This window comes from Isoptericola sp. NPDC057559 (genome assembly GCF_042801555.1).
Classification (GTDB): domain Bacteria; phylum Actinomycetota; class Actinomycetes; order Actinomycetales; family Cellulomonadaceae; genus Isoptericola.
Map to the genome: position 1 here is coordinate 41,463 of NZ_JBHVFQ010000010.1, position 14,645 is coordinate 56,107.

13 protein-coding genes are annotated in these 14,645 nt (G+C 71.8%); 5 read left to right on the top strand and 8 right to left on the bottom strand.

Annotated elements, in window-relative coordinates:
• Nucleotides 1–8: 8 nt before the first annotated feature.
• A complete protein-coding gene (locus tag ACFU5J_RS11640) occupies nucleotides 9–308 on the bottom strand; it encodes a hypothetical protein (RefSeq protein WP_380315724.1) in 300 nt (99 codons plus the stop codon).
• A 121-nt stretch (nucleotides 309–429) separates the two neighbouring features.
• Between ACFU5J_RS11640 and ACFU5J_RS11645 the strand changes: the two genes are divergently transcribed.
• From ACFU5J_RS11645 to ACFU5J_RS11665, 5 genes are all read left to right on the top strand, one after another.
• Nucleotides 430–1,398, top strand: coding sequence for an FKBP-type peptidyl-prolyl cis-trans isomerase (locus ACFU5J_RS11645; RefSeq protein ID WP_430577279.1), 969 nt, complete (start codon nucleotides 430–432; stop codon nucleotides 1,396–1,398).
• A 118-nt stretch (nucleotides 1,399–1,516) separates the two neighbouring features.
• Nucleotides 1,517–2,047: a phosphoribosyltransferase gene (locus tag ACFU5J_RS11650; protein ID WP_430577278.1), complete on the top strand. Its 531-nt coding sequence runs from the start codon at nucleotides 1,517–1,519 to the stop codon at nucleotides 2,045–2,047.
• A gap of 109 nt (nucleotides 2,048–2,156) precedes the next feature.
• A complete protein-coding gene (locus tag ACFU5J_RS11655) occupies nucleotides 2,157–3,050 on the top strand; it encodes a helix-turn-helix domain-containing protein (RefSeq protein ID WP_430578816.1) in 894 nt (297 codons plus the stop codon).
• Nucleotides 3,041–3,835, top strand: coding sequence for an oxidoreductase (locus ACFU5J_RS11660; RefSeq protein WP_430578817.1), 795 nt, complete (start codon nucleotides 3,041–3,043; stop codon nucleotides 3,833–3,835). The genes ACFU5J_RS11655 and ACFU5J_RS11660 overlap by 10 nt, the downstream gene beginning before the upstream one ends.
• A gap of 50 nt (nucleotides 3,836–3,885) precedes the next feature.
• Nucleotides 3,886–4,713 carry an alpha/beta hydrolase gene (locus ACFU5J_RS11665; protein ID WP_430578818.1) on the top strand — a complete coding sequence of 276 codons (828 nt, stop codon included), beginning with the start codon at nucleotides 3,886–3,888 and terminating at the stop codon, nucleotides 4,711–4,713.
• Between the two features lie 95 nt (nucleotides 4,714–4,808).
• Here the strand turns inward: ACFU5J_RS11665 and nrdF are convergent, their stop codons facing one another.
• The 7 genes from nrdF to yicI form a co-directional block, all read right to left on the bottom strand.
• Nucleotides 4,809–5,789: a class 1b ribonucleoside-diphosphate reductase subunit beta gene (gene nrdF / locus ACFU5J_RS11670; protein ID WP_430577275.1), complete on the bottom strand. Its 981-nt coding sequence runs from the start codon at nucleotides 5,787–5,789 to the stop codon at nucleotides 4,809–4,811.
• Nucleotides 5,790–5,830: 41 nt separating this feature from the next.
• On the bottom strand, nucleotides 5,831–8,026 hold the full coding sequence (gene nrdE, locus ACFU5J_RS11675) for a class 1b ribonucleoside-diphosphate reductase subunit alpha (protein WP_430577274.1): 2,196 nt from the start codon (nucleotides 8,024–8,026) through the stop codon (nucleotides 5,831–5,833).
• A complete protein-coding gene (gene nrdI, locus ACFU5J_RS11680) occupies nucleotides 7,996–8,427 on the bottom strand; it encodes a class Ib ribonucleoside-diphosphate reductase assembly flavoprotein NrdI (protein ID WP_430577273.1) in 432 nt (143 codons plus the stop codon). The genes nrdE and nrdI overlap by 31 nt, the downstream gene beginning before the upstream one ends.
• A 142-nt stretch (nucleotides 8,428–8,569) precedes the next feature.
• Nucleotides 8,570–8,812, bottom strand: coding sequence for a glutaredoxin-like protein NrdH (gene nrdH / locus ACFU5J_RS11685; protein WP_380322479.1), 243 nt, complete (start codon nucleotides 8,810–8,812; stop codon nucleotides 8,570–8,572).
• A 577-nt stretch (nucleotides 8,813–9,389) separates the two neighbouring features.
• Nucleotides 9,390–10,811, bottom strand: a complete 1,422-nt coding sequence (locus ACFU5J_RS11690) for a serine hydrolase domain-containing protein (protein WP_430578819.1) — start codon at nucleotides 10,809–10,811, stop codon at nucleotides 9,390–9,392.
• Between the two features lie 32 nt (nucleotides 10,812–10,843).
• Entirely contained in the window at nucleotides 10,844–12,274 is a 1,431-nt protein-coding gene (locus ACFU5J_RS11695; RefSeq protein ID WP_430578820.1) for a GH1 family beta-glucosidase, read from the bottom strand.
• Nucleotides 12,271–14,574, bottom strand: coding sequence for an alpha-xylosidase (gene yicI / locus ACFU5J_RS11700; protein WP_430578821.1), 2,304 nt, complete (start codon nucleotides 14,572–14,574; stop codon nucleotides 12,271–12,273). Before yicI ends, ACFU5J_RS11695 begins: the two co-directional genes overlap by 4 nt.
• Nucleotides 14,575–14,645: the final 71 nt, after the last annotated feature.

Sequence of the window (14,645 nt, forward strand, 5' to 3'; positions counted from 1 at the left end):
GGGCGCGCTCAGCGCAGCCGCGCGCGACGCTCCCAGCACGACGAGTGCCAGTGCCGGCGGTCCTCCAGGCCGGCGCTCTCGCCGCCGACGACGTCACGCTGCCACGCCACCACGTGCGGCGTGCCCGCCGGGATCTCCTGCCGGCACGCGGGGCAGCGGTACGCCTTGTCGCCGCCGCGCAGCCGCCGCACGGTCCACTCGCCGTCCGCCGCGCTCTCCCGCCGCACGCCGCCGAGCGCACGGTCGAGGTCGAGCGGCGGGGGCGTGGCGCCCCACGGGCGCTTGCGGGACGGGCGGCTGGACGGCATGCCACCCATTGTCGCCCGGGCGGCTCGCCGGCCGGGCGGTGCCCCGCGGGAGCCTGGACGGGGCGGTCAGGTGAGGCCGTTACAGTGGCCCGGTTCGTCCCCGCCGACCGAAGGACACTCCGTGAAGCTCCGCACGTCCGCCGCCGCAGCCGCGCTGGCGCTGGCCACGGCCCTGACGCTGACCGCCTGCGCCGACGACTCCGGCGACTCCGCCTCGCCGTCCGCGTCCGCGTCGTCGTCGCCCGCGACCGAGGCGCCGACGCCCACCAAGGAGGACGTCGCCGCCCTCGAGGCCGTGAAGGTCGAGGGCGACGCCGGCAAGGAGCCGAAGGTCACCTTCAAGTCGCCGCTCGAGGTCTCCGTGCCGACCACCCGCGTCATCGACGAGGGCAAGGGCGCCGAGGTGACCGAGGGCACGCAGGTCACGATCGACTTCGTGGGTTACCTCGGCTCCGACGGCACGAGCCAGGGCTCGACCTGGCAGCAGAAGCAGCCGGCCACCTTCATCCTCGGCGACCAGAGCTACGGCGTGCTCACCGAGCCGCTCACCGGCCAGAAGGTCGGCGCGCGCGTCCTCGTCGCGTTCCCGACGCAGGACCAGCAGGGCAACGCCGTCACCGCCGTCAACCTCGTCGAGATCACCGACGCGAAGAAGATCCCGACCCGCGCCGAGGGCGAGGCCGTGAAGCCGGCCGCCGGCCTGCCGACCGTGACGCTCGACGACTCCGGCAAGCCGTCCGTGAAGATCCCCGACGGCTACAAGGCCCCGAAGGACCTCGTGGCGCAGACCCTCATCAAGGGCGACGGCGCGAAGGTCAAGAAGACCCAGACCGTCACGGCGCACTACACGGGCTGGACGCTGGACGGCGAGCAGTTCGACTCGTCGTGGGACCGCGGCGCCCCCACCTCGTTCTCGCTGCAGCAGGTCATCAAGGGCTGGACCGACGGCCTCGCCGGGCAGACCGTCGGCAGCCAGGTGCTGCTGGTGATCCCCGCCGAGCAGGCCTACGGCGCCAACCCGCCGCAGGGCAGCAACATCAAGGCCGACTCGCCGCTGGTCTTCGTCGTGGACATCCTCGCGGCGCAGTGACGCCCGAGCGCGGAGCGTGACGTCTCGCACGTCGCGACCACGTCGGCTCAGGTCAGCAGCACCAGGACGGCGGGTCCCCGGTCACGGGGGCCCGCCGTCGCGCGTACCCTCGGTTGCCATGACCTCACCGTCCCCCGAGCCGCCCGCCGGCGCCGCGCCGGCGCCCGAGCGCGAGGTGCTCACCTGGACCCTGCTGCCCGTCGCCATCCGCGAGCTGGCCGAGCGTGTCGTCGCGAGCGGGTTCCGGCCCGACGTCGTCGTCGCGGTCGCGCGCGGCGGCCTCGTGCCCGGCGGCGCGATGGCGTACGCGCTGGGCACCAAGGGGGTGGGCACGCTGAACGTCGAGTTCTACACCGACATCGGCAAGACCCTCGACGACCCGCGCGTGCTGCCGCCCCTCATGGACACCTCCGAGCTGCCCGGCTCCAAGGTGCTCGTCGTGGACGACGTCGCCGACTCCGGCCGCACCCTCGCGCTGGTCATGGACATGCTCGCGAAGCAGGGCGCCGAGGCCCGGTCCGTGGTGCTGTACACCAAGCCGCGCACGATCATCCAGCCGGACTACTCGTGGCGCGACACCGACCTGTGGATCACGTTCCCGTGGTCCGCCGACCCGCCCGTCACCGGCGCGCACTCGGCCGACGTCTGAGAGGTCCCGCACCGGCGAGGGCGCGTCGCCCGTCCCCCGCGGACGACACGTGCACGGAGCAGCCCGTCCGATCCTGGACGGCGGGCACGCCGTGTCGTAGATATACCCCATGGCGACCAGCAGCAGGCTCGGTCAGTACCTCCGAGCGCGACGCGCGCTCGTGCGGCCGGAGGACGTCGGCATCGCGGTCGGTCACGAGCTCCGGCGGGTGCGGGGACTGCGGCGGGCGGAGGTGGCGGTCCTCGCGGGCATCAGCACGGAGTACTACCTCAGGCTGGAGCAGGGTCGGGAGACGCGCCCGTCGGTGCAGGTGCTGAACGCGCTCGCCCGTGCGCTCCGGCTCGACGACGCGGCGCGCACCTACATGCGCGAGCTCGGGGAGCCCCGTCCCTCCGTGCCGGCCGCGCTCGCGGAACGGGTCCCGGACGACGTGCAGTGGCTCATCGACTCGTGGCCGCACACCGCCGCGATGATCCACAACCGGTACCTCGACGTGCTCGCCACGAACGCGCTCGCGCGGGCGCTCAGTCCCAGCTACCGGGTCGGCCGCAACACCCTGGTCTCCCTGCTGACCGATCCGTACGACCGGGACTTCCACGAGGGGTGGGACAGGCTCAGCGCCCGGTCCGCGGCGCTGCTGCGGTCGATGTTCGGCCGGCAGGCCGACGACGCCCGCCTGGCCGCCCTCGTGGCCGAGCTCTCCGCGGTCAACCCGCACTTCCGCGAGGCCTGGGAGCGCAACGACGTGACGTCGGCGTCGACCGGGAGCCTCGCGCTCAGGCACCCGCGGGTCGGACGCATGGTGCTGCGCTACGCGCGGCTCGCGCTGCCCGGGACGGACGGGCAGACCATCTGGCTCTACCAGGCCGAGCCGAACTCCCCGAGCACGGCGGCGCTCGGCAGGCTCGTCCCCTCGGGCTCGCAGAGCTCCCCGCCCTCGGTGGTAGCGCTGGGGCCACGCGGGCGCGGTGAGGGCAGCACTACCGTCGCGTCATGGATCTGAACCTGGCCGGCAAGGTCGCCGTCGTGACCGGGGCGAGCAAGGGCATCGGCCTGGCCGTCACCCGGGCGCTCGTCGCCGAAGGAGCACGGGTCGTCGCGGGCGCCCGCACGATCACCGACGATCTGGTCGCGCTCGCCGACTCCGGGCAGGTGCTGGCGGTGTCCGTCGACCTCTCCACCCCGGACGGGCCGGCCGAGCTCGTCGGCCGCTGCCAGGACCTCGGCGGGATGGACATCCTCGTCAACAACGTCGGGGCCGTCACCCCCCGCACCGACGGGTTCCTCGCGGTCACCGACGACGACTGGTCCCGCACCCTCGGGCTCACGCTGATGGCGATGGTGCGGACCACTCGCGCCGCGCTGCCGCTGCTGCTGGAGCGCGGGGCCGGGAACGTCGTGACGATCGCCTCCGTCAATGCGTTCCTCCCCGACCCGGGGGTCGTCGACTACTCGGCGACGAAGGCCGCGGTCTGGAATCTCTCGAAGTCGCTCTCGAAGGAGTACGGCCCGCAGGGGCTCCGCTTCAACACGATCAGCCCCGGCCCCGTGTCGACACCGCTGTGGCTCGGCGAGGGCGGCGTCGCCGAGACGGTCGCCGCCGCCACCGGGGTGTCGCCGGAGGCCGCGAGGGAGCGGATCATCGCGAGCGGCGGCGGTTTCTCCACCGGTCGTTTCACCGAACCGGAGGAGGTCGCCGACCTCGTCCTCCTGCTGGCCAGCGGGCGTGCCGGGAACGTCACCGGTGCCGACTTCCTCATCGACGGCGGGCTCACCAAGGAGCTCTGAGCACCCGCCCGTCCGCCGCAACGACCTCGCACCGTACCGAAGGAGCGCTCATGTCCAAGACACCGGTCGTGTTCATCCACGGCCTCTGGATCCACGCCACGGCCTGGCAGCCCTGGATCGACCTGTTCGCCGAGCACGGGTACGCACCGAGCGCACCGGGGTGGCCCGGCGACGCCGACACCGTCGAGGGGACTCGCGCCGACCCGGACCGGCTCAACGGCGTCGGCATCGAGCAGATCTGCCGGCACTACGCGGACCACATCGAGGCCCTCGGGACGAAGCCGGTCGTCGTCGGCCACTCCTTCGGGGGCCTCATCGCGCAGGAGCTCCTCGCGAACGGCTTCGCGGTGGCCGGCGTCGCGATCGACCCGGCACCGATCAAGGGCGTCAAGATCTTGCCGTTCTCCCAGCTCCGCGCGGGCTTCCCGGTGCTCGGCAACCCGGCGAACAAGGGCCGCACGGTCTCGCTGACCGCGAAGCAGTTCCGGTACGGCTTCGGGAACGCGGTGACCCCCGAGGAGTCCGACGCGCTGCACGAGGCGTGGACGATCCCCGGGCCCGGTCGGCCTCTCTTCGAGGACGCGACCGCGAACTTCGTACGGAACTCGCCGGCAGCCGTCGACACGCACAGCGCGGTGCGCGGTCCCCTGCTGCTCGTGTCGGGGACCGAGGACCACACCGTCCCGAGCTCCGTGACCCAGGCCGTGCACCGTCTGTACGCCGACAACAGCTCGTCCGTCACCGAGTACCGCGAGTTCGAGGGTCGCGGGCACTCGCTCACCATCGACAGCGGCTGGCGCGACGTCGCCGACGCGACGCTGGAGTGGCTGACCTCGAAGGGGCTCGAGGCAGAGCAGCCCTCGGCGGACGTGTCCTAGCGGCGCCACGGGGCGACAGAGAGAGGCCCGGAACCGCAGCAACCTGCGGTTCCGGGCCTCTCGTCAGCCGTGTCGCGCGAGCGACCTCGGGATCGTCAGAAGTCCCAGTCGTCGTCCTCGGTGGCCACGGCCTTGCCGATGACGTACGACGAGCCCGACCCGGAGAAGAAGTCGTGGTTCTCGTCCGCGTTCGGGGACAGCGCGGCGAGGATGGCCGGGTTCACGGCCGTGTCCTCCTTGGGGAACAGCGCCTCGTAGCCCAGGTTCATGAGGGCCTTGTTGGCGTTGTAGCGCAGGAACGCCTTGACGTCCTCGGTGAGGCCGAGCTCGCCGTACAGGGCGTCGGTGTACTCGACCTCGTTCTCGTACAGCTCGAAGAGCAGCTCGAACGTGTACGCCTTGAGCTCGTCCTGCCGGGTCTGGCTGACCTGCGCCAGGCCCTTCTGGTACTTGTAGCCGATGTAGTACCCGTGCACGGCCTCGTCGCGGATGATGAGGCGGATGAGGTCGGCCGTGTTCGTCAGCTTGGCGCGGCTGGACCAGTACATCGGCGCGTAGAAGCCGGAGTAGAACAGGAACGACTCGAGCATCGTCGAGGCGACCTTGCGCTTCAGCGGGTCGTCTCCGCGGTAGTAGTCGAGGACGATCTCCGCCTTGCGCTGGAGGTTCGCGTTCTCCTCCGACCAGGCGAAGGCGTCGTCGATCTCCCGCGTGGAGATCAGCGTCGAGAAGATCGACGAGTAGCTCTTGGCGTGCACCGACTCCATGAACGCGATGTTGGTGTACACCGCCTCCTCGTGCGGGGTCAGCGCGTCCGGGATCAGCGACACGGCGCCGACGGTGCCCTGGATCGTGTCCAGCAGCGTGAGGCCGGTGAACACGCGGGTCGTCATGAGCCGCTCCGCGTCGGTGAGCGTGTGCCACGACTGGATGTCGTTGGACACCGGCACCTTCTCCGGCAGCCAGAAGTTGCCGACCAGGCGGTCCCAGACCTCGAGGTCCTTCTCGTCCTGCAGCCGGTTCCAGTTGATCGCGGTCACGCGATCGATGAGCTTGAGCTTCCCCGTGGGCGCCATCTTTGTCTCTTCCCCGAATTCCCGATAGTTGCTCGACGCGGTCACAGCATGCAGCTGACGCAGCCCTCGATCTCCGTGCCCTCGAGGGCCATCTGACGGAGACGGATGTAGTACAGCGTCTTGATCCCCTTGCGCCAGGCGTAGATCTGCGCCCGGTTGACGTCGCGCGTCGTCACGGTGTCGGGGAAGAACAGCGTCAGCGACAGGCCCTGGTCGACGTGCTGCGTGGCCGCGGCGTAGGTGTCGATGATCTTCTCGTAGCCGATCTCGTACGCGTCCTGGTAGTAGTCCAGGTTGTCGTTCGTCATGTACGGCGCCGGGTAGTACACGCGACCGAGCTTGCCCTCCTTGCGGATCTCGATCTTGGCGGGCACGGGGTGGATCGACGACGTCGAGTTGTTGATGTAGCTGATCGACCCGGTGGGCGGCACGGCCTGCAGGTTCTGGTTGTAGATGCCGTGCGCCATGACCGAGGCCTTGAGCGCGCGCCAGTCGTCCTGCGTCGGGATCGCGACGCCGGCCTCCGCGAAGAGCTGCGCGACGCGCTCGGTCGCGGGCTTCCACTCGCCGTCGGTGTACTTGTCGAAGTACTCGCCGGTGGCGTACTTGGAGTCCTCGAACCCGCCGAACGCCTTGCCGCGCTCGATCGCGAGGCGGTTGGACGCCGCGATCGCGTGGTAGGCGACCGTGTAGAAGTACAGGTTCGTGAAGTCGACGCCCTCGTCGGAGCCGTAGTAGATCCGCTCGCGGGCGAGGTAGCCGTGCAGGTTCATCTGGCCGAGGCCGATGGCGTGCCCGAGGTCGTTCGCGCGGCGGATCGACGGGACCGAGTCGATGCTCGTCTGGTCGGAGACGGCGGTCAGCGCGCGGATCGCGGTGTCGATCGTCTTGGCGAAGTCCGGCGAGTCCATCGTCTTCGCGATGTTCAGCGAGCCGAGGTTGCAGGAGATGTCGCGGCCGACGTGGTCGTAGGACAGGTCCTCGTGGAACGTCGAAGGCGTCGAGACCTGCAGGATCTCCGAGCAGAGGTTCGAGTGGGTGATGCGGCCCTTGATCGGGTTCGCCTTGTTCACCGTGTCCTCGAACATCACGTACGGGTACCCGGACTCGAACTGCAGCTCCGCGATCGTCTGGAAGAAGTCGCGGGCCTTGATCGTGGTCTTCGTGATGCGGTCGTCGGCGACGAGCTCGTCGTACTTCTCCGAGATGGAGACGTCCGCGAAGGGCTTGCCGTAGACGCGCTCGACGTCGTACGGGCTGAACAGGTGCATGTCCGCGTTCGTCTTCGCCAGCTCGAACGTGATGTCCGGGATGACGACGCCCAGCGAGAGGGTCTTGATACGGATCTTCTCGTCCGCGTTCTCCCGCTTGGTGTCGAGGAACCGCATGATGTCCGGGTGGTGCGCGTGCAGGTACACGGCGCCGGCGCCCTGGCGCGCGCCCAGCTGGTTGGCGTACGAGAACGAGTCCTCGAGCAGCTTCATCACGGGGATGACGCCGGACGACTGGTTCTGGATGTGCTTGATCGGCGCGCCGTGCTCGCGGATGTTGCTCAGCAGCAGGGCCACGCCGCCGCCGCGCTTGGACAGCTGCAGGGCGGAGTTGATGCCGCGCGCGATGGACTCCATGTTGTCCTCGATGCGCAGCAGGAAGCAGGACACGGGCTCGCCGCGCTGCGCCTTGCCCACGTTGAGGAACGTCGGCGTCGCGGGCTGGAAGCGGCCCGACACGACCTCCTCGACGACGTCGCGCGCGACCTGCTCGTCGCCGTCGGCCAGCCCGAGGGCGACCATCGAGACGCGGTCCTCGAAGCGCTCGAGGTACTTCTTCCCGTCGAACGTCTTCAGCGTGTACGACGTGTAGTACTTGAACGCGCCGAGGAACGACTCGAACTGGAAGTCCTTCGAGTACGCGAGCCGGAACAGCTCCTTGACGAAGGTGCGCGAGTACTTCTCGAGGACCGCCGGGTCGTAGTACTTGTTCTCGATCAGGTAGTCGAGCTTCGCGTCGAGCGTCTCGAACTGGATCGTGTTCGGCAGCACGTGCTGCTCGAAGTAGGCGGTGGTGGCCTCGCGGTCCTTCTCGAACTGGATCTGGCCGTCCGCGCCGTACAGGTTCAGCATCGCGTTGAGCGCGTGGTAGTCCAGCTGCACGCCCTGCAGCGGCACCGGGGTGGCCCCCGCGACCTCGGGGGTCGTCGTCGAGCTCACGCCGAGATCAGTGACTGTCGTTGCCAAAATCGTCCCAATCCGTCACGGACGCGCGCGGCGTCCTCAGCCGTCCCCAGGAGTTCGAAGGCGTACAGGTAGGGCACCTGGCACTTCGCGGAGATGATGTCGCCGGCGATGCAGTAGGCAGCGCCGAAGTTGGTGTTCCCCGCGGCGATGACGCCGCGGACGAGCGACCGGTTGTGCGGGTCGTTGAGGAACTCGCGCACGCGCCGTGGCACGGCGCCGCCCTCGTTGCCCCCGCCGTAGGTCGGGACCATGAGCACGTACGGCTCGGTCACCGTGAGAAAGCCGTCCTGCTTGCGCACCGGGATCCGGTGCACGGACATGCCGAGCTCCTCGAGCGCGAGGCGCTGGACGAACCGGTGGGTGTTCTCCGACACGCTGGAGAAATAGACGAGAGAACTCATGCTCAGCCTCCCCCCGGATGCTGCTACCAGACCGACGCGCTGCGTCACCGAAGACGCACGGCGCCCCGGGTCGGGTTCGAAGCCCGGGGCGCCGGCCGTGTGTGGGGTGGGCGGTCGCGACCCGCCCGTGCCGATCTCGGCGTCAGGCCGTGACGGCCTGCTGCGCCGCGACCGCGGCGATCTGGTCGGGGCGGAAGCCCGACCAGTGGGTGTCGCCGGCGACGACGACCGGGGCCTGCAGGTAGCCGAGCCCGCGCACCATCTCGAGCGCCTCGGCGTCCTGGGTGATGTCGACCACCGAGTACTCGACGCCCTTGCGGTCGAGGGCGCGGTAGGTCGCGTCGCACTGCACGCAGGCCGGCTTGCTGTAGACCGTGATGCTCATGTGTCTCTCCCTCTCTGCGCTCCCCTCCCGGGGGGCTTGGTCCGACCCGCGCGGTGGCCCTGCGAGCCGGTCCCAGGTGGGCCCGAGAGGGGCCGGACCAGGGATGACGCCCGTGGAACTACGCCGGTGTGCTTTGTTCGAAGAGCCGTGGGCCCCGCGTGCTTCAAACACTACACCTAGTGGTCGGGGCGCGCGCGGGACCGACATCTAGTGGTTGACATCCGTGTCATTCATCGAACGCCCTTCGCCTGCCGACCCTGACAACAGCCTCCCACGGGCCTCTGACACGGTCCGTCCACAGGCTCCCCAGGGCTCCGTCCCCACCACCCGGAGGCGTCCGCCCGCAGGACCGTGCGGTTCGCGTCCGGATGTCCACAGGCGGTGGGCGACGGGTGTCCACAGCATGTGCGCGACCGGGATCGACCCCGCGCCCGGGCCCGGGCACCCCGCCCGCCCGGTCGACCGCCGGCCACCCTCCGGACAGAACGGACATTCGACGCCCCCGAACGCGAGGAAAACTCGTCGAGATCATCGGCGTGTCGTGCCCGGTGGTGTGTCGCACAGGCGACGGGAGGGGTCACCCGAGCCCGGGGGCCTCGCCTCCGGTCGCGTCGCCGGTCGCGTCGACGACCGGCTGCCAGCCGCGCGGGTCGAGGCCGCCCGGCACCGCGGTGGCGGGGTCGTAGGGCGCGCGGGTGAGGTGGAACGTGCCGACGTCGAGCGCCTCGGCCGGCGTGCCGGGCGCCACGGCACGCAGCCGCTCCCCCAGCCAGTAGCCGCCCTCGACGCCCACCCAGCCGCCGTCGTCCGTGCGGCCGAACACCGTGCTGCGGCCGCCGTCGGAGCTCAGCTCCAGGCGACCGTCACCGCGCGCGGCGAGCGTGTACGCCATCGGGCCCCAGTACCAGGTGCCGGTCAGCGCGAGCACGCCCCGGTCCGCGGCGCCCCCCACGCCCTTCGCGGGCGGGAGCGGCGGCGCGTCGGCCAGCAGCTCCTCGAGGAAGGACGCGTCGCCGAACCCCGCGGTCGAGCTGCCGCACACGGCCCAGGCCTCCCCCGTGGTGGGGTCGGCCCGCAGCGTGGCCGTGAACCCCGGCACCGAGCCGCCGTGGCCGACGGTCCGGCGGCCCGCCCCCGCACCCGCGTGGTGCACCGAGACGCCGAGCCCCCAGGCGGCGGTGAACGGCTGCCCGTCGTCGTCGACCACCGCGCGCGGCGTCGTCATCCGGCGCCGCCACTCGCGCGACAGGACCCCGGCGGCCGCCGCGTCGTCCGTGCCCGCACCCACCAGCCACGACCCGAACCGCACCAGGTCCGACGGCGTGGACCACACCTCGCCGGCCGGGCCGAGCACGCCGTAGGAGGCCACGGGCTCGCGCAGGACGGCGTCGGCGTGCGGGTGCACCGCGTAGCCGACCGCCGCCGCGCCGACCGGCGTCCGACCGGTGCCGGTCAGGCCGAGGGGCGCCCAGACCTCGTCGCGGAGCACGTCGTCCCACGGCCTACCGTGGGCCTGCTCGAGCAGCCGCCCGAGCACGGCGTAGCCCACGTTGGAGTAGTGGAACCGCTCGCCCGGGTCGCGCTGCGGCTCGACCCCGGAGGCGACCAGCTCGTCCCACGTGCCGGCGCCGTGCCGCTCCCACCACGGCCCGGGCGGCTCCGCCGGCAGGCCCGCGGTGTGCGTGAGCACGTGGGCGACGGTGGCGTCGGGGGCCGGGGCGTCCGGCAGGTGCCGGCCCACCGTGTCGTGGAGGCCCAGCCGACCCTCCGCGACCAGGCGCAGCACCGCCACCGCCGTCATCGGCTTGCTGATCGACCCGATGCGGAACGCCGTGCCCGCGTCGGCGGCCTCCCACCCCGCGGTGCCGGTCCACACGACCTCCCCGCCGCGGCCCACCGCGGCGGACAGCGCCGGCACCCGCCGCTCGCGGCACCTGGAGCGCAGCGCGTCGTCGAACCGGGCGGGAAGGTCGGGCGGGAGCGGCACGGCAGCGGTCATGCCCGCACGCTAGTGCCCTCGCCGGGCGTGCGTCAGGGGGCGACGGCGTCGACCGGGGGCAGCTCGCCGGTGGTGGCCAGCCGGCGGTACCAGTGCGCCGAGTCCTTCCACGTGCGCTCCCCGGTCGGGTAGTCCACGTGCAGGATGCCGAAGCGCCGGGAGTAGCCGTAGCCCCACTCGAAGTTGTCCATGAGCGACCAGGCGAAGTACCCGCGCACGTCCGCGCCCGCGTCGCGCGCGGCGCCGAGGGCCTCGACGTGGTCGTGGAGGTAGGCCACGCGGCGGTCGTCGTGCACGCGCCGCGCCCCGCCGTCGTCCACGAGCTCGTCGTCGAAGGCCGCGCCGTTCTCGGTGACCGCGAGCGGCACGTCGGGATAGGTGCGGTGCAGCCCGACCAGCAGGTCGGTCAGCCCCGACGGCTCGATGTTCCAGCCCATCGCCGTGTACGGGCCGGGCTGCTGGACGAACTCGACGTCCGTGACGCCGATCCACGGGCTGTGCGACGACGCGCCGTGCCCGTCGTTCTCCACGCGCTCGCCGTCGCCGGCGAAGCGCCGCACGGTGACGGTGGAGTAGTAGTTGACGCCCAGCACGTCGAGGGGCTGCCGGATCTGCTCGAGGTCGCCGTCGAGCACGAACGACCAGTCGGACACGTCGGCGGTGTCGGCGAGGAGGTCGGCCGGGTACGCGCCGTCGAGCAGGGGGCCGAGGAACGCGCGGTTGGCGAGCGCGTCGATCGTCCGGACCGCGCCGGCGTCGGCGTCCGAGGCCGGGTCGGCCGGGCGGATCGCGTGCAGGTTCAGCGTGATCGAGACCTGCGCGCCGGGCAGCACCTCGCGGATCGCGCGGGCCGCCAGGCCGTGGGCGAGGTTGAGGTGGTGGACGGCCGCGAGCGCCGCCTCCGGCTCGGTGCGGCCGGGGGCGTGCACGCCCGAGCCGTAGCCGAGGTAGGCCGAGCACCACGGCTCGTTGAGCGTGGTCCAGGCCTCGACGAGGTCGCCGAGCTCGGTCGCCATGTGCCGGGCGTACGCGGCGAACGCCGCCGACGTCTCCCGGTTCGCCCAGCCGCCCGCGTCCTCGAGCTCCTGCGGCAGGTCCCAGTGGTAGAGGGTGACGAAGGGGCGGATCCCCCGCTCGCGCAGGGCCTCCAGGAGACGGCGGTAGAAGGCGACGCCCTCGGGGTTGAGGGGGCCGGTGCCGCCCGGCTGCACGCGGGGCCAGGAGATCGACAGGCGGTAGGCGCCGACGCCGAGCCGGTCGAGGTGGTCCACGTCCTCGGCCCAGCGGTGGTAGTGGTCGCACGCGACGTCGCCGGTGTCGCCGCCCAGGGTGCGGCCCGGGGTGTGGGAGTAGGTGTCCCAGATCGACGGGCCGCGGCCGCCCTCGGCGGCGGCGCCCTCGATCTGGTAGGCCGCGGTGGCGGTGCCCCACAGGAAGTCGGCGGGGAAGGAACGCGTGGTCACAGGGTGATCCTCAGCTCTCCGGGTCCGGTGATGGTGGCGACGCGCCCGTCGGCCCGGACGCTCCAGTCGCCGGGGGCGTCGTCGGTGGTCACGACGACCTCGTCGCCGGCGCGCCGGACGCGGAACCGCGCCGCCTCGCCGTCGGGCCCGCCGGTCGGGACGGGGGTCACGGCGTCATAGCCGTCGGGCAGCGCGACGAGCCGCAGCTCGACGCCCTCGGCCCACGCGTAGTCGGGCCGGTCGGTGCGCGCGCCGACCGGCAGCACGGTGCCGGGCCGCACCAGGACGGGCAGCGAGTCGAGGCCGTGGGTCTCGGTGACCCAGCGCGGCCCGGTCACCGTCTCGGCGTGCCCGCCGTCCGCGCCGTCGACCAGCCGGGTCCACGTGCCCTCGGGCACGTAGTACTCCACGGTGCCGTCCGCGGTGAACACGGGGGCCACGAGCAGCGCGTCGCCCAGCATGTACTGCATGTCCACGCCGTAGGTGCCGCGGTCGGCCGGGAACTCCAGCACCATCGGCCGCATGATCGGCGTGCCGGCGGCGTGCGCCTGCTCCCCCGCGCGGGCGAGGTACGGCATGAGCGACATCTTGAGGTGCGTGAACCGGCGCGCGACGTCCACGGCCTCCTCGTCGAAGGCCCACGGCACGCGGTACGACGACGAGCCGTGGAACCGCGAGTGGCTGGACAGCAGGCCGAAGGCGAGCCACCGCTTGAACACCGAGGCGTCGGGCGTGCCCTCGAAGCCGCCGATGTCGTGGCTCCAGTACCCGAAGCCCGACAGCGCGAGGGAGAGCCCGCCGCGCAGGGACTCGGCCATGGACGCGTAGGTGGAGTCGCAGTCCCCGCCCCAGTGCACGGGGAACTGCTGGCCGCCCGCGGTGGCGGAGCGCGCGAAGACGACGGCCTCGCCGCGCCCGCGGCGCCGCTCGAGCAGGCGGAAGACCGCCTCGTTGTAGAGCTCCGCGTAGTAGTTGTGCATCTTGCGCGGGTCCGAGCCGTCGTGCCAGACCACGCCGTCCGTCGGGATGCGCTCGCCGAAGTCGGTCTTGAAGCAGTCCACGCCCTGGTCGAGGAGCCGCTCCAGGTGGCCCAGGTACCAGGCCGTCGCCTCGGGGTTGGTGAAGTCGACCAGCGCCATGCCGGCCTGCCACAGGTCCCACTGCCAGACTCCGCCGTCCGCGGTGCGCAGCAGGTAGCCGCGGGCGCGCCCCTCCTCGAACAGCGGCGACCGCTGGCCGATGTACGGGTTGATCCAGACGCTCACCCTGAGGCCGCGCTCGTGCAGGCGCGCGAGCATGCCCTCCGGGTCGGGGAAGACGCGCGGGTCCCACTCGAAGTCGCACCACTGGTACTCGCGCATCCAGAAGCAGTCGAAGTGGAAGACGCTCAGCGGCAGGCCCCGCTCGGCCATCCCGTCGACGAAGCTCGTGACCGTGGCCTCGTCGTAGTCGGTGGTGAACGACGTCGACAGCCAGGTGCCGAACGACCAGGCCGGCACGCGCGCGGGCCGGCCGGTGAGCCCGGTGTACCGGCGCAGCACGTCCTTGGGCGTCGGGCCGGCGATGACGTAGTACTCCAGCGCCTGGCCCTCCACGGAGAGCTGGACGCGGGTGTTCACCTCCGACGCGACCTCGAGCGACACCCGCTCGGGGTGGGCGACGAAGACGCCGTACCCCTTGCTGGTCACGTAGAGCGGCACGTTCTTGTACGCCTGCTCGCTGGAGGTGCCGCCGTCCTCGTTCCAGACGTCGACCGACTGACCGTTCTTGACGAAGGGACCGAACCGCTCCCCCAGCCCGTAGACGTGCTCGCCCGGGTCGAGGGTGAGCTGCTCGTGCACCCAGGCGCCGGCCTCGGGCCCCGCCGTCGCGGTCATCGCGCCCACCGACTTGGGCAGGCTCGACGTGAGCACCCGGCCGTCGTGCTCGAAGTCGACGTGCCAGCCGTCGCCGCGGTGCACGCGGACCGACAGCCCGCCGGTCTCGAGCACGCCGGTCGTCTCGTCGACCTTCACCACGGGCCGGAACCCCGGCTCGGGCGTGACCGCGAACTCCGGCCCGCGGTGCGCGGCCCCGGCGAAGTGCTCCACGCGGACCTTGACGACGCCGGGCGCGGGCGAGGTGTAGGTGACGGTCAGCATCGGCCGGTTGAGGGTGTCCCCCCGCCGGGCGACGTGCGCGGTGGGCGCGTAGACGGTCATGCTGCCGGTGGCCTCGTCGACGCGGACGTCGTCGACCTCGACCGCGTACAGCGGCTCGATGCCGCGGCGGGTCTTCCAGTAGCCGTCGGTGAACTTCATCAGGGGTGCACCTACTCCGTGCTGTCGGATTCGATGATGGCGGACGGCCCGCAGGCTCGCCGCGCGAGGGG